Below are 19,674 nucleotides of genomic sequence, written 5' to 3'. Positions count from 1 at the left end.
GCGCAAGTCACCGCCTAAAGTCGGAACATGTTGCACTATGTGCTCAAACGCTTGCTTTCGCTTGTTCTCAGCCTCGCGGTTGCGTCGCTGATCATTTTTGTGGTGATCGAAATTGCACCGGGCGATCCAGCCTCCTTTATGTTGGGGATCAATGCACAGCCAGAAACCCTTGCAGCCCTGCGCAGCGAGCTGGGACTGGATGTACCAAAAGTGCAACGATATTTTGCTTGGGTCGGTGGCATGATGTCGGGTGATTTCGGTACTTCCTACACATACCGTACCCCCGTGACGGAAATGGTTGCGACCCGCGTGGGCGTGTCGATCCCTTTGGCGCTCTATGCGCTGATCTTGTCGGTTGTCATCGCTTTTCCGGCCGGTCTCTTTGCCGCCGCCCGGCGGGGCCGCACCGGCGATCTGGGTGTCATGGGCGCCACGCAACTCGGTGTCGCCGTGCCCAATTTCTGGTTTGCTATGATGTTGGTTCTGATCTTCGCAATACATCTGCGCTGGTTCTCAGCAGGGGGATTCCCAGGTTGGGACGAAGGCGCATTCTTGGCCCTCAAATCACTGACCTTGCCCGCCATTGCCCTCGCTCTGCCCCAGGCGGCCATCCTCACCCGCGTCATGCGTTCCGCTTTGATTGATGTTCAAGATCAGGATTTCATGCGCACGGCCCGCGCCAAGGGCTTGAACGCGCGCCAAACACTTTGGCGACACGGGTTGCGCAACGCATTGATTCCGGTGCTCACCATCATCGGACTGCAGTTTTCTTTCCTCTTTGCGGGCACCATTATCATAGAACAGGTGTTTTACCTGCCCGGACTGGGGCGCCTCATCTTCCAATCCATTTCCGCGCGTGATCTGATTGTTGTGGAATCTGTGGTGATGCTGGTGGTTTTTGGTGTCATCTTGATCAACTTCTTTGTCGATCTCGCTTATGCAGCCGTGGATCCACGGCTTCGGACGCGCCAATGAACAAAACACTTTTGATTGGTGCCGTACTGTCTGGCAGTTTCATTTTGCTGGCGTTGCTGTCTCTTTTGTGGACCCCTTTTGATCACACGGCCCTGAACATTCCTGACAAATTGCAAACACCAGGCGGTGCGCACTTTCTCGGCACCGATCATCTGGGTCGCGACATTTTCAGCATGATCATGGTTGGCGCACGCACCTCCATCGGCGTTGCTCTTTTGGCTCTGGCAATAGGGCTGACCTTTGGTATTCCGCTGGGTCTGGTAGCGGCGATGAACAAGGGCGCATGGCTGGATGAAGCCATCATGCGGGGCAACGATATTGTCTTTGCTTTTCCGCTGCTGGTGATGGCCATTCTGATCACCGCCGTGTTCGGTCCTTCTGCCACCAACGCCATTGTCGCCTTCGGGATCTTCAACATCCCCGTTTTTGCACGTGTCACGCGGGCCGGGGCACTGCCGCTTTGGGAACATGAATTCATATTGGCCGCGCGGGTCGCGGGTAAAAGCCGCTCCCACATCTCCGTCGAACACATTCTGCCGAATGTGCTCAACCTCTTGATCGTGCAAGCCACAATTCAGTTTGCGTTGGGGATTCAGGTCGAAGCCGCGCTGTCCTTTGTCGGACTTGGTGTGCAGCCGCCGACGCCGTCACTGGGGCGCATGTTGGCAGATGCCCAAACAATGGTGGGGTTTGCTCCGCATCTTGCGATCGTTCCCGGCGTCGCAATCATTCTTATTGTGTTGGGTTTGAATTTGTTGGGAGACGGGTTGCGGGACGCTTTGGATCCGCGGTTGCAGCGGGTACGAACATGACCCTGTTGAACATCGATGCCCTCTCGATTGATATTCAAGGCGCGCGCATTCTCAAAAACGTCTCACTTGACGTGGCGCCCAGTGAGATATTGGCCATCACAGGCGAAAGCGGGTCTGGGAAATCGATGACGGCGCTGGCGATCATGCAATTGCTGCCCAAAGGAGCGCACACATCTGGGCAAATCCATCTTAATGAAACAGAATTGACGACGCTCTCTGAACGAGAAATGTGCGCGCAGCGTGGCAGAAACATCGGGATGGTGTTTCAAGAACCCATGACCGCACTGAACCCGGTTCAGAATATTGGGCGTCAGGTGGCCGAAACCATCAAGATCCACACAGATGCCTCTCACTCCGAAGCGGCGGCACGCGCTGCTGAGGTTCTGATGCGCGTCGGTTTACCTCAGGAACGGTTTCCGCTGAGCCGTTACCCGCACGAACTTTCCGGTGGTCAACGCCAGCGCGTGGTGATTGCAATGGCCATCGCATTGCGCCCCAAACTGCTGATCGCGGATGAGCCAACCACGGCCTTGGATGTGACCACCCAGGCACAAATTCTTGACTTGCTTAAAACACTGGTTGCCGAAGATGGCATGGGGATGATCATAATAACCCACGATCTGGCCGTGGTTGCGGATATGGCGGACCACATTGCTGTCATGCGTCAGGGTGAAATCGTAGAAAGCGCGCCGACACAGGACCTGCTGCGCAATATGCGGCACCCCTATACACAAATGCTATTTGAAACATCGGCGCATGTGGTCAATCTTCCCAAAGCGCCACCACCAGAACCCTTACTGGAGGTGTCAAACCTAAGACGCAGCTACCGGTTACCCAGACGCAACCTATTTGCGACACCCGGTCAATTTAACGCTGTGAAGAGCGTCAGTTTTAACCTGATGCGCGGTGAAAGGCTGGGTCTTGTGGGGGAAAGCGGATGCGGCAAATCCACATTGACGCGCGCTATTCTTGGGCTGGAAGAACCCCAATCGGGAAGCATCAAATTGGGCGGTGCTCCGGTAACGACCCAGGGCAAACCAAACCTGGACGTGCGCCGCCGCATGCAAGTCGTGTTTCAGGACCCGTTCGGCAGTTTCAACCCGCGCCACCGGGTGGCGCGGCTGATTTCTGAGCCGTTTCATTTGCTGCCGGACCCGCCATCGGGTCAAGCTCGTCACGACGCTATTGCCACGGCTTTGACAGCCGTTGGGTTGCAGCCCCAAGATGCACGCAGATACATTCACGAATTCTCCGGTGGACAACGTCAGCGGATCGCAATTGCTCGAGCACTGATCATTCGCCCTGATCTGATCCTTTTTGATGAAGCAGTTTCTGCACTGGATGTGTCCATACGCGCTCAAATTCTCGATCTGATTGCCGATCTCTGTCGCTCTTATGGCTTGACCTATCTGTTTGTGTCACATGACCTCAGCGTCGTGCGAACCGTGACGGATCGGGTCATGGTCATGCAGGCCGGCGAGATCGTGGAGCAAGGGATGACTCACCAAGTATTTACCAAGCCTCAACATCCTTACACCAAAAAGCTTATTGCGGCAGCGCCAACACTGCCGGATGTATCGCGCTGGCAAGGGAATAGTGCGGATGGCTAAGATCATACTTGAACCGATCAACAAACAAGAGCATGCCGAGGATGCTTTGGACCTTGCCGAACGTGCTGCGGATTACGTCACACTGGAAATCGGTCGGGCGCCGGATATGGATTTTGTGGTGGATTTCTTTGAGGCCGTGCCCCCGGGTTTGACTACAAAAAACCTCCTTACATTCTCCGTGATGCAAGAGAGGGCCATGCTTGGCATGCTCTGTATTGCCGAAGGGTACGAGTTACCCGATGATTGGTGGATTGGATTGGTGTTGCTCGACCCAGCATTTCGCGGGCGCGGTATCGGGCATTCTGTGCTAGAGTTGGTCAAGAAGAAAGCCCGTAGCGCCAAGATGACCATGTTGAAACTCGCGGTGCTCGAGGCCAACCCACGCGCGCTGCATTTCTGGACTCAAGAAGGCTTCGTACCGCATCGGTTTGCGCCGGCGACGCCTGAAAGTGACGGGCACAATCGCTGGGTTCTGAAACTGGAACTGTAGGGGGGACAAAAAGATGCGTCTGACAGGGAAGACAGCAATCATTACGGGAGGCGCGTCAGGTTTTGGCGCCGGTATTGTGCGCAAATTCACCGCCGAGGGTGCCAAAGTGATGATTGCAGACATTGACCCGTTTGGCGCGCGCGATCTTGCGGACCAAATGGGCGATCATGCCATTGCATGCGAGGTGGATGTCTCGGATGAAGCATCGGTTGCTTCTATGGCTCGCGCCGCGTTGGATACATGGGGCCACGTGGACGTTCTGGTCAACAACGCCGGTGTCACGCATTTACCAACCCCATTGGAAGACGTCAGCGAAGCAGATTTTGACCGTGTCGTCGCGGTCAACATGAAGTCCGTCTATCTTACTGCACGCGCTCTGGTGCCGCATATGAAAGACAACAAAAGTGGGTGTATTTTGAACATTGCCTCCACAGCAGGCATTTCACCGCGTCCGAGGCTCAGTTGGTACAACGCCTCCAAGGGTTGGATGATCACAGCCAGCAAGGCGATGGCCGTTGAACTGGCCGCGGATGGTGTGCGCGTCAACGCCTTATGCCCCGTTGCGGGGGAAACGCCTTTGCTAAAGTCGTTCATGGGCGAAGACACACCGGAAATGCGCGCTAAGTTTCTCGCTACCATTCCTATAGGGCGGTTTTCGACGCCGCAGGATATGGGCAATGCTGCTTGCTATTTATGCTCCGATGAGGCCTCAATGATCACCGGAACGGCTTTGGAGGTTGATGGAGGGCGCTGCATATGAAACCGGTCAATCTATCGGAAAAGCTGGACCAGTTCACCAGCCACTGGGATCCACATGTCATTGCGGATTACAACGACAACGACGTCATGGTGGTGCGGTTTCAGGGCGAATTCCCCTTTCATAAGCACGCAGATACCGACGATTTCTTTCTGGTTCTCGAAGGCGAAATGATCATGGATATCGAAGGCGGTTCGCATTACGTCAAAGAAGGTGAATTGTTTGTCGTGCCCAAGGGCGTTACCCACCGTCCGCGCGCAGATAAAGAGTGTAAGGTCCTGCTTATCGAACCCAAGGGCGAGCCCAACACCGGCGATACCGCGACCGCAGCGCCTAAGCCGCGTCTGTAACGGCACAGGTTCGGGTTTGAGAGTATTCTGCAAATGATGACACCTGGGCCGCTCAATCTGATCACGGATATTCATGGGATTGCCGTCGGCAATGCCCAGGACATGCGCCTTAACTCAGGCTGCACCGTGTTGACCGCAGACGCCCCTTTTGTCGCTTCGGTGCATGTGATGGGCGGGGCGCCGGGTACGCGGGAGACCGATCTTCTGGCGCCAGACAAAACCGTTGAGCATATTGATGCTTTGGTCCTTTCGGGTGGCTCGGCCTATGGCCTGGATGCCTGTTCGGGCGTCGTTGACGGTTTGCGCGCACAGCGGCGCGGGTACCGAGTGGGGCCTGCGATTGTGCCCATTGTGCCGGGTGCGATCCTCTTTGATTTGCTGAGCGGCGGTGACAAAGACTGGCAAGAAAACCCCTATGCGGCGCTTGGGCGCGCGGCCTTTGAAGACGCGGGTATCCGGTTTGACCTCGGCACCGCAGGCGCAGGGACCGGTGCGCTAACGGCAATGCTCAAGGGTGGCCTTGGCTCTGCCTCATTGCAACTTGAAGATGGCACCTTGGTGGGCGCCTTGGTGGCTGCCAATCCAATGGGGTCCGTCACTACGCCAGGTGACCGCCATTTCCATGCGGCCCCATTCGAAATCAATAGTGAATTTGGAGGACTGGGTGCAGATCCAGCCAGCGGCCAAGGGCGCGATCTGACCAGCCGCAAACGGGCTTTGGTCTCTGACAGGTCCAACACGACCATTGCAATTGTCGCAACTGATGCTGCGCTGAGCAAAGCCCAGTGCCACCGCATTGCTGTTGCGGCGCATGACGGTATTGCACGGGCATGTGTTCCTGCGCATTCACCAGGCGACGGCGATCTTGTCTTTGCGCTTTCCACTGCGACCAAGCCTGAAAGCAATCCGGGTCTGATCGGTCATGCGGCTGCTTTATGCCTGAGCCGCGCCATAGCGCGCGCGGTCTATGAAGCCAAGCCGCACCCAAGCGATCTGCTTCCGGCATGGCGCAGCCAGAACCTCTAACGGCCTGATTGAACCCTAACGTTCGGCGTGCAAATCAACCACTTTGCGATCCCGTTCCAAGGCCAGAAGCACAGTCTCGACCATGCCATCTGCATCGACGCCCGCATTGCGGTACATCTCGACGGGTGACGCCTGATCAATGAACCGATCCGGCAAGCAAAGCGACCTCACCCGGCACCCGTGATCCAGCAAACCGTGGCCCGCCATTTCCTGCAGCACCATCGCTCCAAACCCGCCCTTGGCGCCTTGCTCGACGGTGATCAACGCGGTGTGGTTCCGGGCAAGCTGTGCGATCAGATCCATGTCCAATGGTTTGGCAAACCGCGCATCCGCAATTGTGGCACTGATCCCTTCGGCAGCCAACATGGTCGCTGCAGCCTCGCATTCCTCCAACAGGGTGCCAAGTGACAGCAATGCCACGTCGCCATTGCCCTCCCGGATCATCCGGCCTTTGCCGATTTCCAAGACAGTGCCTCGTTCGGGCAGAGCCACCCCTGTACCGTTGCCACGCGGGTAGCGGAACGCAATCGGTCCGCTGTCATGCGCCGCAGCTGTTGCCACCATATGGACCAATTCCGCCTCGTCTGCAGCGGCCATGACCACCATACCCGGCAACGCCCCGAGATAACCGATGTCGAATGCACCAGCATGGGTCGCTCCGTCGGCACCGACCAATCCAGCCCGGTCAATGGCAAAGCGCACAGGCAAGCCTTGCAAGGCGACGTCATGCACAACCTGATCGTAACCACGCTGCAAAAAGGTCGAATAGATGGCACAGAATGGTTTCAAGCCGCTGGCCGCCATTCCAGCTGCAAAGGTCACACCATGCTGCTCTGCAATGCCGACATCAAACACACGTGCCGGAAACCGCTTGGCCATGCGGTCAACGCCAGTGCCCCCTGGCATGGCAGCGGTGATGGCCACAATGGTTGGGTCTTGTGCCGCTTCGGCCGTCAGCGCGTCCCCAAAAACACCGGTGTAGGAAGGCGCATTTGCCTTGGCCTTGGCCTGAACGCCTGTGCCCACATCGAACTTGCTGACACCGTGGTACTTATCGGTAGATCCTTCGGCAGGCGCATAGCCCTTGCCTTTTACGGTGCAACAATGGATCAAAACCGGGCCGGTGGCACGCGCCCGCGCACTGCGCAAAACACTCAACAATTGACCCATGTCGTGACCGTCAATCGGACCGATGTAGTCAAATCCCAATTCTTCAAAGAACGTCCCCTTGCTCTCCAAGCCGGTGACCATTTCGCGGGCACGCCTTGCGCCTTCTCGAACAGGCTTGGGCGCCAGTTGCTCCATGCCTTCGGCCACGGCGACCAAACCGCCAAAAGGTCCGATGCGTGACAGATCGGCAAGGTTGGACAAATAGGAAGACATCGCCCCCACGGGCGGGGCAATCGACATCTCGTTGTCATTGAGGATCACAAAAAGGCGGCGGCCCTCGGCACCGGCGTTGTTCAAAGCTTCATAGGCCATCCCCGCGGAAATGGAACCATCCCCGATCACGGCCACCGCGTCGCCGGTTGGTTGTCCCATGTCCCGACCAATGGTGAACCCAAGTGCCGCTGAGATTGATGTGCTGGAATGGGCTGCGCCAAAAGGGTCGTATTCTGACTCCGCGCGTTTGGTGAAACCGCTGAGCCCTCCACCCTGCCGCAACGAATGCATCCGGTCCCGCCGCCCGGTCAGGATCTTATGCGGATAACACTGATGCCCGACATCCCAGATCAGTTTGTCGCGCGGAGTGTCAAAGGCCGCGTGCAAAGCAACGGACAGCTCCACCACACCCAGCGACGATCCAAGGTGCCCACCGGTCTGGCTTACCGCTTCGATCACTTCGGCTCGCAACTCATCAGCCACCGCACGCAAGGTGTGATCAGTCATCTGTCGAAGGTCCGCTGGTCCCGCCACGCGGTCAAGATTTGGTGTTTTCAGATTGGTCATGGCGCACATCTCCGTTGTTTCAGGACGCATGGAAGGCTCTTGCCAAAGCCCCGTAACCGGCGTCCTTAGATGAGTGACGTCGCATCCGGCCGAAACCGGGTGCGACGTCAATTTCCTGTAGCCAACAGGAAGGGAACCGGGGTGCCTAAGACCCCGTAGCCCGGATCAAGGAAGCCAATGATCCGTGCACGGCGGGGTTTGGGGCGGTGCCATCACCGCCCCAAACCTCATTCGTAGACCGGTGCCTCAGTCGTCGCGAGCTCAGGCCAGTCGGCGATCACATTGGTGCCCTGCATGGGTTGCTGGTATCCTTTGTGACAGGTTTTGCAGGCTGCTTTGGGCGCGTCCGCATAGATCGGACCGAGCCGTTCGGCAGGGTAGGTATCTTTCAACGGTACGAGGTACTCGTTGTTCAACTCTTGCACCATCAAAATGCCAAGGCTGGCCGTGCTCCATTGCGGCGTCACCTGCGCGCCGTCATAGAAAGCACGCGAGTTATGGCAAAACACACAGTTCACACCGAGGCTGTTGGCGAAGTAATTCATCAGCGAATAGGTGCGTTCCGTATCCTGAATGGATGCATATCCATCGACACCCGCCACACCCGCTTCGCGGCTTTCCAACGAATGCACCGCTATGGTTTCTTCTTCCAGAAGGTATTTTTCCAACGCATCAGATGGCAAGGAAGTCGACTGGCTGATCGGTGTCGCGCGGTTCTGGTTCGCAGACCACCCCTGCACGCGTTCGTTCACCGGACTAATCTTGAACCACACCTCTGAGGGGACATGCTCGCCGCGATGGCAGGTATAGCAATTGACGCCGACCTGTTTGTTTGCATTGACGTGGCCGTCCCAGTTCTCATTGATGTTCTGGGTCATCTGCACCATGCGGCGCGCGACAACTTTGGTGTAAAGCGTGTCCTCGCCATAAGTCTCCAGATCACCATCACCATGGCAATAGGCACAGCCTTCTTCGGGCGACACCCACTGGGTCATGGCGTTCATGACGCGGTTAAAGTTGTCTTCGGTCAGATCGCCCAGTACCTGGACATTTTCATAGATGTCCTTGGCCAGGTCTTCTCCGCCTTCGGGAATGTAAGGCTCCTCCGTATAGTAATCCTCGATCGTAGGATCGGGCACGGCGCGCACCACATTGAATTCTGGTACCGACATGCCGGTCCCGCGCGGGCCGGTTTGCAAGCTGGCCGTTTGCGCCGGATTACCCCAGGTGACCACCAGCGCAGCAGCAAAGACCGCCCCGCCGATGACACCAACCAAGATGGCCGGACCGAATATATTGGTCGGGTTATCTGCGTTCCATTTATCAAACCACTTGGGAAACATCCGTTATTCTCCCTTCCCAATAAAGGTCTCATAGGAGCCATAATCGGCGTAGCCATAAGAGCCGTCATACATCGGTGCGAAATTGTGCTCTTGCGCCCAGATGAACCAATTATCGACAACCGTGCCGGTCAACAGGATCCCGATGCCGCCCGTGATTGGGGTCAGAACGGCGAACCACCAGGCCCAGCGGTGAATGCCCTCCATGGTGGCGTTGAACCCCATTGTCCAGCGCCAGAAAAGCGCCGCGCGTTCGGTGGCTGTGCCGCGGTCGTAGATTTGCTCTAGCTCACGGTCGCCGCCGTAACGGGTCACGGCCAGAATGGTACCGCCATGCATCGCAAAAAGCAGAACAGAGCCATAAAGGAACAGGATCGAAAGGCAGTGGAACGGGTTGTAGTATAGGTTGCCGTAGCGGATGGAGAACGCTGTGGTCCAATCCAGATGCGGGAAGATGCCGTATGGAACAGCTTCAGACCAGCTGCCCATCAGGATCGGGCGGAAGAGTCCCAGCACCAGAATGAGCCAAAGCAGTGCAGCAAAGGCCCAAGCGAGGTGTTTGCCCATTTTATGCTGCTGCGCCAATTGATAGGTGCGCAGCCACCAAGTGACACAGCCTACTAGGAAGAACATGCCTGCGATGATGAATGCTCCGCCATCGTTGAGAGGCGGCATGCTCAAGCCGTATTCCGGACCGGGTGGTTCCAGCGCCAGCCAGAACAATTGCCGAATAAATTCCGGCACCGACCAACCGACCTGTGCCAACATGGAAAAACCGACAATGTTGAACCAGATCATGAAACAGATACAGGAAACGATGCCATAGAGACCCATATTGATAGGGCCGATCTGACCATTGCCGATCAAGCCCATCAAGGTTGAGAAGAATGGCTTACCTGCCCGCTGCTGGGACATTTCACCACTATCGTCCATACCCCATTCGGGCGTGCCTTGAACTTGCACCTGGGTGAATATGTTTTGATACTCGGGTAACCGCATGATCACATTCCTCCCACTTGCATCGGGTCGCTGCCCCAGATGGGCATATCAAGCCACCAGTTCCACCATTCGGGCCAGCCTGCAGTCCAGACGGGACCTGAAATGATGATACAGACCGCCGAGAAGAACACGGCATTCAGCGCCAGCAAGTAACCTACTCGGTGGATTCCAAGCGTGCCGACCGAGTAGCCGATGTAGTCACGAAAGAACGTATCTTCGTGGTCGGGAGTCAGGGCTTCTTCACCCGCTTCGGGATTGGCCGCAGAAAGGATCAAACCCCCATGCAATGCCAGCGCGATGGTCGTGGTGAAAAAGAGCGTCACCGCCAGCATATGGGCCGGGTTGTAGTGGAAATGCAGATACGCATAGCCCGTGTTGCTCACCCAATCGAGGTGGCTGAAAATCCCGTAGGGAAATCCGTGACCCCAGGCGCCCATCAAAAGTGGGCGGAAAATGACCAGTGTGACATAAGCCAGGATGGCAAAGGCGAACCCGACGGGGACATGATAGCCCATGCCCAATTTGCGGCAAATCTCTACTTCGCGCAGCGCCCAACTGATAAAAGCTCCTGTAGCGCAGAATGTGATGATCTGCCAAAGCCCACCCTCGAGAAGCGGTGCCAACCCAAGTCCGTAACTCAGATCGGGCGGCGCTATGTTGATCAACCAGGGATTAAACGTCCCCTGCTGGCTCGCACCCCAGAAAATCAGAATTGTCCCCAAGAGGGCAAAGAATGCGGTCGTCACGCCGAAGAAGCCTACATAGAAAGGCCCCACCCAGAAGTCGAACAAATCGCCCCCAACAAGCGTCCCTCCGCGGACGCGATACTTTCTTTCGAAGCTGAGCAAAGCCATCTTCATTCTCCGCGTGTGTGCGGCACGCCCTATCCCAAGCGCGAGGCCGACATGTTATCATTGTGTTTGTGTTTGCCGCGGGCGGGCGGCGCACATCATGCCCGCCCACAGCTGATCTTGGTGCCTCAACACCGGGTCGCGAAAAGGTCCTTGCCAGACCCTTCCTTTACTGGGCAGATTGCGCCGCCAGTTCGAACCAGTTGAAGTGTTCTGTGCTCAACAGGACGAGGTGAATCATCGCTGCCAGCAAAAAGAGGAACACGCCTTGTGCAACAAACACACGACGAGGATCGAAGATAAGCCAGATCTTGTAGAACTTTGCCATTCTCTAATTCCTCTTCAGAACCACGGGCGCCAGATGAATGTCGCCAAATGAGCAACTACGGCCACTGCTGAAAACAGCCAAAGCCCGCTCATATAGACAGCATGCAATTCTTGCGCCTGCTCGTCGGTTAGACCTGTAAAAGACAGGTTATTATCAGCCATAAATATTCCTCCGGAACGTTATGCTGACGCCGCGCACCCCGCGGCCGGGTCCTTTGGGGACGGATCCCCTCGGGGTCTCTGAATACCCGTTACCGGGTTTCCAGTGCTTGGACCTGGCAGGCGCACACAAGCCAAGAATTCGGGCGCGCACCGGCGATCTTGCCACCGACGGTACGCGAGGTCGTTGGTCAATAGGCCGAGAAGATCATCGGCGTAATGATATGGGTTTGCGTCCAGGCACGCGAAATCGGACCTTTGTCCGGCAGGCTGCGGCTACGGATTGCCGACAGTGCCCAGGTCAGCGTTGCCAAGGGCAAGGTCGCCAGAAAGATGATCGCGAAATAGACCAGAAACTCGGTCTTCTCGGCCTTCCGGCTCGGCGCACCGTGTAACGTCTCGACTGTGTTTTCAATCATGTCGCTTGTCATGTCACTCATGTTTGATCCTCTCGATCAGATTGGGCTATCGCCGGGTCAAGCGCGCGTATGGTCTCCAGAACCACCCGCTCATCGCCTGCGGCGAGTGCCGCTTTCTCCGCTGCGTCACGCAGTGTTTTCGCAGCGGAAATTCGTGTCAGGATTGGATGTGTTTCAACGATTTTATCGAGCATCGCCTGTGCATCCGCATCCCATGGAAAGTCACGCCGCAGGGGCGTGAGTGTTGCATCTGTCGCGTCCATATCCGACGCCAAAGGCAGGATATGAAACAGCGCATCAAACAGTCCGTTACAGACTTCTTGGACCAGATAGGTCGCGCCCGCGTAACCCATGAAAGGGGTGCCGGTGGCACGTCGGATCGCGGCGCCCGGAAAACTCGCTGGAATGAACGCGGGGCTGGGTCCGTGCCCGCCTTTGAGCTCGGCGAGGTACATCTTTTCGTTGATAGACCCCATCACTACCAAAGGGCGTTTTTGCCCCATCATTGCGCGCACTTCTTCGTTGTTGGTTTTCTTTCCTGCCACCCGCGCCACGGCAAAAGCACAGGGCAAGCCTAGGTCTTCTTCCAGAAACAGACGGATGCCCCGGGCGTAGGTCTCGTTCGCTACAATCGCAAAACTCGCTGTTGCAAAGAAATCCTGGGTCACGGAACGCCAAAGATCCCAGACCGGTTTGATTGTCGAATGTTTCTCTTGGCGGATAAAGGGTTCGGGATCGAGGCCCACCAAGTTCCCCAGTGCGCGCAGGAATTTGGTCGTGCTCTCGATCCCTATCGGGGCTTGTAGATACGGCTTGGCAAGAAGCTCGCTCAACCCGCGCCCGAACTCGCGGTACATGCAGATGTTTACATCCGCATTTACCAAATCTCTCATTTCAGCCACATGCGCGCCCAAAGGCAGCACCATGTTGACCTCGCAGCCGATCCCTTCGACCAACCTGCGGATTTCGGCCAGATCAGATGGCATATTGAAGGTGCCATACATCGGACCGAGGATGTTAACGCGAGGGCGCGCACCTTCCTCGCGTTTCTTTTCGGGCGGCATCCGACCTTTGGTCATACCAAACTCGGTAAAGATCCAGGTCATCGCCCGATCCGCCGCTTCCCACTGATCTTCATCAATGGTGCGCGGCAGGAATCTCTGAATGTTCGTGCCTTGTGGGGTCACCCCTCCACCAATCATCTCTGCAATCGATCCGGTAACCACGACCGCCGGCAAAGCCGGGTCCAGCGTTTCCCAGGCACGCTTCATCGACTCTTCGGTGCCCGACCCCATTTCACCTTCGCCCAAACCGGTCACCACAATGGGCAGCTCATGGGGCGGCAAAGCGTCAGTATAGTGCAATACGCTTGTCACCGGCAGGTTCTCGCAGCCCACCGGGCCGTCGATCACGACTTGTAATCCTTTGACGGCGCAAAATGCGTAGACAGCGCCCCAATAGCCGCCCGCACGATCATGATCGGTGACTAGCATAGCGCGCCTCCGATCCGGGATTCGACGGTATCGATTGGCGATTTGTTCCGCACAGTTTTGAGCGCGGCACGAACGCAGTTGGCTGCGCCAACCGCTGCCTCGCGCTGTGCGCATTTATGGACATAAATGCGCACTAAACCATCTGCGCAGCTTTCGCTGCCCTCGCCTGTTTGTCCAATTTCTTTTGGTGTTGCGCGCGGAAGTCCGGGCGCAGGTTTGGTCCACCTTCCCAAACGCCAGCCGTGTCGCCTGTGCCCACGTCCTCGAAGAACGCCTTCATGCGGTCCATACGGTTTTTGTTGCCCATCGCCGCATTGATCACCTCGGCCAGCGATCCTGCCCCTGCCGGACCCATCAAGGGCCGAGCGGAAATCAGGTTGGTAAAATAGAGGGCAGGAATACCTTTTTCCTTAGCCTTCTGCACAACGGGCGTCGTGCCTATGGCCAAATCCGGCTGGATCGCATCTACAGCAGAGCAATCATCTTCAAGGCTTGCCCGGAATTTGACTGTGACACCTTTAGCAGCCAACCACTCGGCATCCGCCGCGGACCAAGGGGATTTGGCGCAAGCCGTGCCGACATAGGGCACATCAGCGCCGCTTTCGATCAACAAACGGGCCACCAGCAATTCGGATCCTTCATACCCCGAGAGCGTGATCGTGCCTTTGATCGGTGCGCCAGCCAGTGCGCTCTTGACTGCGGGCAGGAATGCATTTTGCGCCGCACCAATCTGGGCTGCAGGCACATTATAGGCGTCCCCAATAGCGGCCATCCAGGCTGCTGTTCCGTCGTGACCGACAGGCGCTGACCCGACAACGGTCCGACCAGCGGCTTGAAACTGGCGTACGGCATCGGTGTAAAACGGGTGGATCGCCGCAACAACACCGCAATCCAGTGCGGCGTATAGCTCTCGCCATTCCCGGCATGGCACTACGGGACCAGCAGCCAAGCCCATCGGGCCAAGCATCGCTCCGATCATCATCGGATCCGCGGGGAACATTTCACCCAGCAGCGCGACGGTCGGACGGTCATGCTTGCCACCCACGGGTTTCGCGACAGGGCCCGCCTTGATCTCGCGATGCGCGTATTCCAGCATCGCTCCGGCCAGCACATCCTTGGCCTCAGCATGGGTCGGCACGCCGAAACCTGGCACGTCGATGCCTACAATGCGCACGCCGTTAATCTCGTCGGGTAGCAACCGTAGAGGTACACCGCTTGCCGTTGGCACACACAGGTTGGTCACAATGATCGCGTCATACCGATCAGGATCTGCAAGATCATGCACACCCTCGCGGATGTCTTCAAAGAGCTTTCCGGTCACCAGTGTTTCGGAGTTGAACGGCACATAACCCACTGACCGGCGCGCGCCGTAGAAATGTGACACAAAGGTCAGCCCGTAAACGCAGCAAGCCGAGCCAGACAGTACTGTCGCCACTCGTTTCATTCTCAGACCGACGCGCAGAGAACCAAACGCGGGGCACATCGATTGCGGCTTGTCGTGTGGGCCCATCGGATAGTCGGCTTTGAATTTATCAAGTAGTTCGGACTGCCCGGCGGTCCGAGCCGCCTGCGCCATGTCTTTTCCAGAATGACATCCCATGCCATCTTGCGGTTCTTCGAATCCGTCGCCGGTCACTCGTGACACATCGCCATGCGGATGACCCTTGATCACTTCAACTTCGGCAGCGCCGTCATATGTGACTTCTTTTTTCACTGTGACCAACCTCGCGCAGCATCAGGCAGTTCATTGAAACCCACATTCCACAGATGGCTGTTTGCGACTGCGGAAAGGCTGTTCTCATAGATCTCAATCGACCGGTCGTCTCTGACGTCATCGCGCAGCACAGCGCACCAAGTGTCTTGGATAAGATCAGACCTTGTCATCCGAGCCACCCTTGATGTCGGCATCCAGATGGCGCGGCAGAAAACCAATGTCCTGCAACACCCGCATGATCTGATCTTCTCTTGGTTGATTCACTTTGTTCTGCGGGTCGGTCTCTGCGAAATGGTCTGGCTGCTCATGCTTCATCGTACACGACCTCCAGCGATGGTTTCGGCTCCGCGTTCTTACCGCGCATATCCGTGTCCGTGGCAGGCACCAGCACGTAGTCACCGCCTGTCTCGGATGCGTCGAATAGGCCCAAAAGCCCGTCCTGGTCCAAAGGAGCGGGACGCACTGGCGGAGCAACAGCCACATTGTCGCCAAGTTCGGCAAAGAGTTGGCCCCATTGCGATTGCGCTGTCCCGACGATCTGGTAGTTCGCCGATTTCTTGCGCAGGTCGTCGTCTTGTGGAATGGACGCAAGGATCGGAATATCGACCGCCTCTGCAAATGCCGCCGCCTCTCCGGAGCCGTCGTCTTTGTTGATGACCAATCCGGCTACACCGACGTTCCCACCTAATTTGCGGAAATATTCCACCGCCGAACAAACGTTGTTAGCCACATAAAGCGACTGCAAATCGTTGGACGCCACCAAAATAACCTTTTGCGCCATGTCCCTGGCAATTGGCAGGCCAAAGCCGCCGCAAACCACATCGCCCAAGAAATCGAGCAAAACATAGTCGAAATCCCAATCATGGAATCCGAGCTTTTCGAGAAGTTCAAACCCGTGGATGATGCCACGACCGCCGCACCCGCGTCCGACCTCGGGGCCGCCAAGCTCCATGGCAAAGACGCCGCCGCGCTTAAAGCAGACGTCGCCGATCTTCACCTCTTCGCCCGCGAGCTTCTTGCGGGTCGAGGTTTCGATAATCGTGGGGCACGCCTTGCCACCGAAGAGCAGCGAAGTGGTGTCAGATTTGGGATCGCATCCGATGAGCAATACGCGCTTTCCCTGCTCGGCCATCATATGGCTGAGGTTCGCCAGCGTGAATGATTTGCCAATACCGCCCTTGCCGTAGATCGCGATGATCTGCGTTTTCGATGTGGGCTCACCTTGTGGAACCTCGAGCGTCGGCTCGGAGGCTTCATCGCGCAAACGCTGGTCGAATTCTTTCAGATTTGGTACGTCGCCGGCAATTGGGCGCTTGTCATCCACATTATCTTTCACGCCGTCATCTCCCAGTTCAAAATCATTTTCAGGCAAGTTGAATCATCAAATGCCCGCCGGTATGCGGTGGACGCTTCAGACGCCGGCACCGTGTGTGTAATCAGACCATCCAAGCTCAAAGTGCCACTTTCCACCAAAGCGCGCGTCGCCGCGAGATCGTCATGAGTCCATTCTGCGGCCACGCGGATCCGCGCCTCTTTCATAAAGGCCGGTGGAAAGGCAAAGCTAATTGGGTCTTTGTAGAACCCCGCCAGTACGATCTCCCCGCCCTTGCCGAGAGACTTCATTAGTCTGTTGAGAATGTCCGCGCTTCCCGATGCATCGTAGACCGACATATAGTCGGACCGGGTGTCATCTTCTGGGGCCATCACCTGATACCCTTGCGCGCCATCTCTGCGCGACGGGTCAATTTCCCAAACCATGGGAGCAGGTGCGCCAGCGGCAATAGTCAACCGCGCCAGCAACCGGCCCAGAACGCCGTGGCCAATGATCAGCTCCGGCATGGATTTGTTCAACCCTGCCATCGTGTGCCGCGCAGTAGCCGCCAGCGCCAGAAGTGCGCCTTGCGCTCCATGTCCCGCGTCGATTCGTGTGACGCGATCAGGTGCAGTGACAAGACGTGACGCGGCCCCGCCGAAAAGCCCGAACGCGCCCTCAAAACAATTGGCACCGGGCACAAAGACGTGATCACCTGGCCTGTAGCCGGTTTCAGGGGCGGCTTCGACAACCTCGCCGACCGCCTCATAGCCTGGCACAAGCGGGTATCCCATTCCTGGGAATGGCGGCATTTCACCGGTCCAAAAGAGTTTTTCTGTCCCGGTGGAAATACCCGAGTGCATAATATCAACCACCAGATCGCCCTGCTCGGGCGTCTTCAGCACAAGCTGATCCACGTCCAAATCACGGGGGCCATTCAGAAGAACTGCACTGGTTTCCAAGTTATCCTCCTTGTCTGCATTCGCCGCCCTGTTCTTTGTCAGAGACTCATAACGCAGATTCCTGTCTGTCAGTCTAAACTGACATCAATTTGTGTCAACTATAATTGACACTATCCGATTTGGTTAGTTGGGTTTCTCAGCCGTCAGTACCCGCGTGACGAAGTTCCGTGCTGGTCGCGGACTGTGGATTTTTTCAAATCCGGCGGCAGCGCACAAAGCACTGATTTCTTCCGGAGACCGCGCGCGCCCGGTTTTCATAGCCATTGTGTAAAAGGCGAAATAGACATCCCCTGATACATCCGGGGAAGACCCGCCGCTCATGGGCTCTGAAATGATCAATCGGCCCCCGGCTGGCAAGGCTATCCAAACAGCGCGCAGCAGATCTGCAACAGTTTCGTCCGCGTGGTCATATAGCACCCGGATCAGCGAAATCGCATCCGCACCGCGTGGTAGAGCATCTTCACGAAATGATCCGGGATGAATGCGGGTGCGGGTGCTCAACCCCGCGGCATCAAAACGTGCGCGTGCGGCAGGCGCGACCTGCGGCAAATCAAAAAGCGTCATTTGGACCGCAGGGGCATCAGCGCCGACCGCTTCCAGAAAAGCGCCTGTACCACCGCCAATGTCTAGAAGATGTTTGACACCTTTCAAAGAAATCGCGCGTAGCGTGTCTTCTGCGACCAATTTCTGGCTCTGCGCCATCAGGTCGGAGTAGGTTTCCGCAACAGTCGGATCTATATTCCCGTGAGCGCCAAATACATAAGGCCAGAATTCGGACAATTCTGTCTTTTCAGGCCCACGCAGCAATGCCACCGGATCTGCAAGATCCGCATAAAACGCCCTGTGATGGCGGATCATTGCATCCAATCCGGGCACCCCCATCACGGCAGCGCCCTTACGTGCTAAGGAAAAATACCCGTTGCGACTCCGTTTCAACAAGTTGAGCGCTGCAGCGGCCTGCAACAAAATCTGCATCCGTTCCGGCTGAACATTGGTCGCGCGCCCCAGAGTTTCGGCTGTCTGCGGTCCGGATCTCAAGCGCCTGAAAATATCCAATTCCACTAACGCCATAAGCACTTGGCTCTGCACAAACCCCTGAACGACATCAAAGAGCGCCGCGCCATCTTTGCGAGCCTGGCGACGAGTTAGTGGAAATCTACTGGCCCAGCTTTGAAAACCCGGGCGGGCGACCAAACGGTTCAGCCATCCTCCGCGCCATGCGGAAAGATCGCCGGATGCGTCAGACATTGCTGCGCGTGGTGCTGATGTTGGGTGTGACGGGCGTTAGGCGTTCGGCGTATTTGCGCACCATCTCCGCCAGCTGCGCCTCGCCAGGACACGAGGGGATTGAAGCGATCGCGCCACCCAGAATATCCTTGAGACGGGAGATCGCGCCCTGAACGCCAAGCAACGCCACGGCATTTGGGCGCCCGTGCAAATCGTCCTGCCCGACGGGTTTGCCCAGTGTTTTTACGTCATAGAGCGCATCGCGCAGATCATCCGCGACCTGAAAAGCCTCTCCAATACGCGCGCCAAGTTCAAACCAAGGTTCCGCTTCCTGACCTGCCGAGACGGCCCCCATCTGTGTGGCAGCAATAAAGAGCGCACCGGTTTTAGCCTGATGATATGCTGACAGATCAATCTCCGCCTCGCTTTCCCAGCCCTGCCCCGCGCAAATGCCACCCGGCATCCCGGTACGTTGCGCCAGGATCATGATCATCTGCGCCACCCGTTCCGGGGCCAGCGCGGATTGTCGGGCCAATGTTTCAAAGGCGAGAACGATCAGGCTATCACCTGTCAACACTGCCAGCGGTTCCGAATAGGCGCGATGCACGGAAGGTTTTCCACGCCGGATTTCAGCATCGTCAAAGCACGGCAAATCATCGTGTACCAGGCTCGCGCAATGGATCATCTCCAAGGCCGATGCTGCCGCATCAGAAAGCTTGGGTTGATCATCACCGCAGGCCATGGCCACGGACATTGAAATGGTTGGGCGGATGCGCGCACCGCCAGGTGCGGTTGCATAACCCAACGCCGAGGCCAGTCGCGGCGGCACTGCACCGCGTCCCTGCCCGACGGCCACAGCCGATGAAATTGCAGTCTCAATTCGGGTATTCATGCCCATGCA

General features: G+C 57.0%; 22 protein-coding genes. 7 read left to right on the top strand and 15 right to left on the bottom strand.

What is annotated here, in order from left to right; genetic code table 11:
* Positions 1-27 precede the first annotated feature (27 nt).
* Genes AB8B75_RS01755 through AB8B75_RS01725 form a run of 7 tightly spaced genes read left to right on the top strand, consistent with a single transcriptional unit; the run spans position 28 to position 6,020 of the window.
* Positions 28-975: an ABC transporter permease gene (locus tag AB8B75_RS01755; RefSeq protein ID WP_405359357.1), complete on the top strand. Its 948-nt coding sequence runs from the start codon at positions 28-30 to the stop codon at positions 973-975.
* On the top strand, positions 972-1,787 hold the full coding sequence (locus AB8B75_RS01750) for an ABC transporter permease (RefSeq protein ID WP_405359355.1): 816 nt from the start codon (positions 972-974) through the stop codon (positions 1,785-1,787). The genes AB8B75_RS01755 and AB8B75_RS01750 overlap by 4 nt, the downstream gene beginning before the upstream one ends.
* The gene (locus AB8B75_RS01745) at positions 1,784-3,397 is read left to right on the top strand and encodes an ABC transporter ATP-binding protein (protein ID WP_405359354.1); all 1,614 of its coding nucleotides are present in this window, start codon (positions 1,784-1,786) and stop codon (positions 3,395-3,397) included. The genes AB8B75_RS01750 and AB8B75_RS01745 overlap by 4 nt, the downstream gene beginning before the upstream one ends.
* The gene (locus tag AB8B75_RS01740; protein ID WP_405359353.1) at positions 3,390-3,887 is read left to right on the top strand and encodes a GNAT family N-acetyltransferase; all 498 of its coding nucleotides are present in this window, start codon (positions 3,390-3,392) and stop codon (positions 3,885-3,887) included. The genes AB8B75_RS01745 and AB8B75_RS01740 overlap by 8 nt, the downstream gene beginning before the upstream one ends.
* A 13-nt stretch (positions 3,888-3,900) precedes the next feature.
* Entirely contained in the window at positions 3,901-4,647 is a 747-nt protein-coding gene (locus AB8B75_RS01735; RefSeq protein WP_405359351.1) for an SDR family oxidoreductase, read from the top strand.
* Positions 4,644-4,994: a cupin domain-containing protein gene (locus tag AB8B75_RS01730; protein WP_405359350.1), complete on the top strand. Its 351-nt coding sequence runs from the start codon at positions 4,644-4,646 to the stop codon at positions 4,992-4,994. Before AB8B75_RS01735 ends, AB8B75_RS01730 begins: the two co-directional genes overlap by 4 nt.
* Positions 4,995-5,030: 36 nt before the next feature.
* Complete coding sequence (locus tag AB8B75_RS01725) at positions 5,031-6,020, top strand: P1 family peptidase (protein ID WP_405359423.1); 990 nt, start codon at positions 5,031-5,033, stop codon at positions 6,018-6,020.
* A gap of 15 nt (positions 6,021-6,035) precedes the next feature.
* On the opposite strand, the gene dxs is transcribed toward AB8B75_RS01725, so the two are convergent.
* The 15 genes from dxs to AB8B75_RS01650 all read right to left on the bottom strand — a co-directional run bounded on the left by dxs (position 6,036) and on the right by AB8B75_RS01650 (position 19,671).
* Complete coding sequence (gene dxs, locus AB8B75_RS01720) at positions 6,036-7,970, bottom strand: 1-deoxy-D-xylulose-5-phosphate synthase (protein ID WP_405359349.1); 1,935 nt, start codon at positions 7,968-7,970, stop codon at positions 6,036-6,038.
* Positions 7,971-8,197: 227 nt separating this feature from the next.
* The gene (gene pufC / locus AB8B75_RS01715; RefSeq protein ID WP_405359347.1) at positions 8,198-9,313 is read right to left on the bottom strand and encodes a photosynthetic reaction center cytochrome PufC; all 1,116 of its coding nucleotides are present in this window, start codon (positions 9,311-9,313) and stop codon (positions 8,198-8,200) included.
* A gap of 3 nt (positions 9,314-9,316) precedes the next feature.
* A complete protein-coding gene (gene pufM / locus AB8B75_RS01710; protein ID WP_405359345.1) occupies positions 9,317-10,309 on the bottom strand; it encodes a photosynthetic reaction center subunit M in 993 nt (330 codons plus the stop codon).
* Between the two features lie 2 nt (positions 10,310-10,311).
* Positions 10,312-11,163 carry a photosynthetic reaction center subunit L gene (gene pufL / locus AB8B75_RS01705; RefSeq protein WP_405359343.1) on the bottom strand — a complete coding sequence of 284 codons (852 nt, stop codon included), beginning with the start codon at positions 11,161-11,163 and terminating at the stop codon, positions 10,312-10,314.
* Positions 11,164-11,329: 166 nt separating this feature from the next.
* Positions 11,330-11,488, bottom strand: a complete 159-nt coding sequence (pufA, locus tag AB8B75_RS01700) for a light-harvesting antenna LH1, alpha subunit (RefSeq protein ID WP_187429532.1) — start codon at positions 11,486-11,488, stop codon at positions 11,330-11,332.
* Positions 11,489-11,502: 14 nt separating this feature from the next.
* On the bottom strand, positions 11,503-11,649 hold the full coding sequence (gene pufB / locus AB8B75_RS01695) for a light-harvesting antenna LH1, beta subunit (protein ID WP_298844626.1): 147 nt from the start codon (positions 11,647-11,649) through the stop codon (positions 11,503-11,505).
* A gap of 188 nt (positions 11,650-11,837) precedes the next feature.
* Positions 11,838-12,086: a cytochrome PufQ gene (gene pufQ, locus AB8B75_RS01690; RefSeq protein ID WP_405359340.1), complete on the bottom strand. Its 249-nt coding sequence runs from the start codon at positions 12,084-12,086 to the stop codon at positions 11,838-11,840.
* On the bottom strand, positions 12,083-13,558 hold the full coding sequence (bchZ, locus tag AB8B75_RS01685) for a chlorophyllide a reductase subunit Z (RefSeq protein WP_405359339.1): 1,476 nt from the start codon (positions 13,556-13,558) through the stop codon (positions 12,083-12,085). Before bchZ ends, pufQ begins: the two co-directional genes overlap by 4 nt.
* Before the next feature lie 133 nt (positions 13,559-13,691).
* A complete protein-coding gene (gene bchY, locus AB8B75_RS01680) occupies positions 13,692-15,272 on the bottom strand; it encodes a chlorophyllide a reductase subunit Y (protein WP_405359337.1) in 1,581 nt (526 codons plus the stop codon).
* Positions 15,269-15,442, bottom strand: coding sequence for a hypothetical protein (locus tag AB8B75_RS01675; RefSeq protein WP_405359335.1), 174 nt, complete (start codon positions 15,440-15,442; stop codon positions 15,269-15,271). Before AB8B75_RS01675 ends, bchY begins: the two co-directional genes overlap by 4 nt.
* Positions 15,429-15,587 (bottom strand): hypothetical protein, encoded by a 159-nt coding sequence (locus AB8B75_RS01670; RefSeq protein ID WP_405359334.1) that lies wholly within the window; start codon positions 15,585-15,587, stop codon positions 15,429-15,431. Before AB8B75_RS01670 ends, AB8B75_RS01675 begins: the two co-directional genes overlap by 14 nt.
* Complete coding sequence (locus AB8B75_RS01665) at positions 15,577-16,578, bottom strand: chlorophyllide a reductase iron protein subunit X (protein ID WP_405359421.1); 1,002 nt, start codon at positions 16,576-16,578, stop codon at positions 15,577-15,579. Before AB8B75_RS01665 ends, AB8B75_RS01670 begins: the two co-directional genes overlap by 11 nt.
* 26 nt (positions 16,579-16,604) lie before the next feature.
* Positions 16,605-17,546 carry a chlorophyll synthesis pathway protein BchC gene (gene bchC / locus AB8B75_RS01660; protein WP_405359333.1) on the bottom strand — a complete coding sequence of 314 codons (942 nt, stop codon included), beginning with the start codon at positions 17,544-17,546 and terminating at the stop codon, positions 16,605-16,607.
* Between the two features lie 123 nt (positions 17,547-17,669).
* Positions 17,670-18,794, bottom strand: a complete 1,125-nt coding sequence (locus tag AB8B75_RS01655; RefSeq protein ID WP_405359331.1) for a methyltransferase — start codon at positions 18,792-18,794, stop codon at positions 17,670-17,672.
* Positions 18,787-19,671: a polyprenyl synthetase family protein gene (locus tag AB8B75_RS01650; protein ID WP_405359330.1), complete on the bottom strand. Its 885-nt coding sequence runs from the start codon at positions 19,669-19,671 to the stop codon at positions 18,787-18,789. Before AB8B75_RS01650 ends, AB8B75_RS01655 begins: the two co-directional genes overlap by 8 nt.
* Positions 19,672-19,674 lie beyond the last annotated feature (3 nt).

Source organism: Roseobacter sp. (assembly GCF_045106495.1).
Taxonomy (GTDB): Bacteria; Pseudomonadota; Alphaproteobacteria; order Rhodobacterales; family Rhodobacteraceae; genus Roseobacter.
The sequence above is the reverse complement of the archived record's forward strand: the minus strand, read 5'-3'. Positions and strand labels throughout refer to the sequence as shown.

Bases quoted from the DNA above. Each gene is read 5' to 3' on its own strand.
- AB8B75_RS01755 (WP_405359357.1), top strand. From the start codon at position 28: ATGTTGCACTATGTGCTCAAACGCTTGCTTTCGCTTGTTCTCAGCCTC.
- AB8B75_RS01750 (WP_405359355.1), top strand. From the start codon at position 972: ATGAACAAAACACTTTTGATTGGTGCCGTACTGTCTGGCAGTTTCATT.
- AB8B75_RS01745 (WP_405359354.1), top strand. From the start codon at position 1,784: ATGACCCTGTTGAACATCGATGCCCTCTCGATTGATATTCAAGGCGCG.
- AB8B75_RS01740 (WP_405359353.1), top strand. From the start codon at position 3,390: ATGGCTAAGATCATACTTGAACCGATCAACAAACAAGAGCATGCCGAG.
- AB8B75_RS01735 (WP_405359351.1), top strand. From the start codon at position 3,901: ATGCGTCTGACAGGGAAGACAGCAATCATTACGGGAGGCGCGTCAGGT.
- AB8B75_RS01730 (WP_405359350.1), top strand. From the start codon at position 4,644: ATGAAACCGGTCAATCTATCGGAAAAGCTGGACCAGTTCACCAGCCAC.
- AB8B75_RS01725 (WP_405359423.1), top strand. From the start codon at position 5,031: ATGACACCTGGGCCGCTCAATCTGATCACGGATATTCATGGGATTGCC.
- dxs (WP_405359349.1), bottom strand. From the start codon at position 7,970: ATGACCAATCTGAAAACACCAAATCTTGACCGCGTGGCGGGACCAGCG.
- pufC (WP_405359347.1), bottom strand. From the start codon at position 9,313: ATGTTTCCCAAGTGGTTTGATAAATGGAACGCAGATAACCCGACCAAT.
- pufM (WP_405359345.1), bottom strand. From the start codon at position 10,309: ATGCGGTTACCCGAGTATCAAAACATATTCACCCAGGTGCAAGTTCAA.
- pufL (WP_405359343.1), bottom strand. From the start codon at position 11,163: ATGGCTTTGCTCAGCTTCGAAAGAAAGTATCGCGTCCGCGGAGGGACG.
- pufA (WP_187429532.1), bottom strand. From the start codon at position 11,488: ATGGCAAAGTTCTACAAGATCTGGCTTATCTTCGATCCTCGTCGTGTG.
- pufB (WP_298844626.1), bottom strand. From the start codon at position 11,649: ATGGCTGATAATAACCTGTCTTTTACAGGTCTAACCGACGAGCAGGCG.
- pufQ (WP_405359340.1), bottom strand. From the start codon at position 12,086: ATGAGTGACATGACAAGCGACATGATTGAAAACACAGTCGAGACGTTA.
- bchZ (WP_405359339.1), bottom strand. From the start codon at position 13,558: ATGCTAGTCACCGATCATGATCGTGCGGGCGGCTATTGGGGCGCTGTC.
- AB8B75_RS01675 (WP_405359335.1), bottom strand. From the start codon at position 15,442: ATGACAAGGTCTGATCTTATCCAAGACACTTGGTGCGCTGTGCTGCGC.
- AB8B75_RS01670 (WP_405359334.1), bottom strand. From the start codon at position 15,587: ATGAAGCATGAGCAGCCAGACCATTTCGCAGAGACCGACCCGCAGAAC.
- AB8B75_RS01655 (WP_405359331.1), bottom strand. From the start codon at position 18,794: ATGTCTGACGCATCCGGCGATCTTTCCGCATGGCGCGGAGGATGGCTG.
- AB8B75_RS01650 (WP_405359330.1), bottom strand. From the start codon at position 19,671: ATGGGCATGAATACCCGAATTGAGACTGCAATTTCATCGGCTGTGGCC.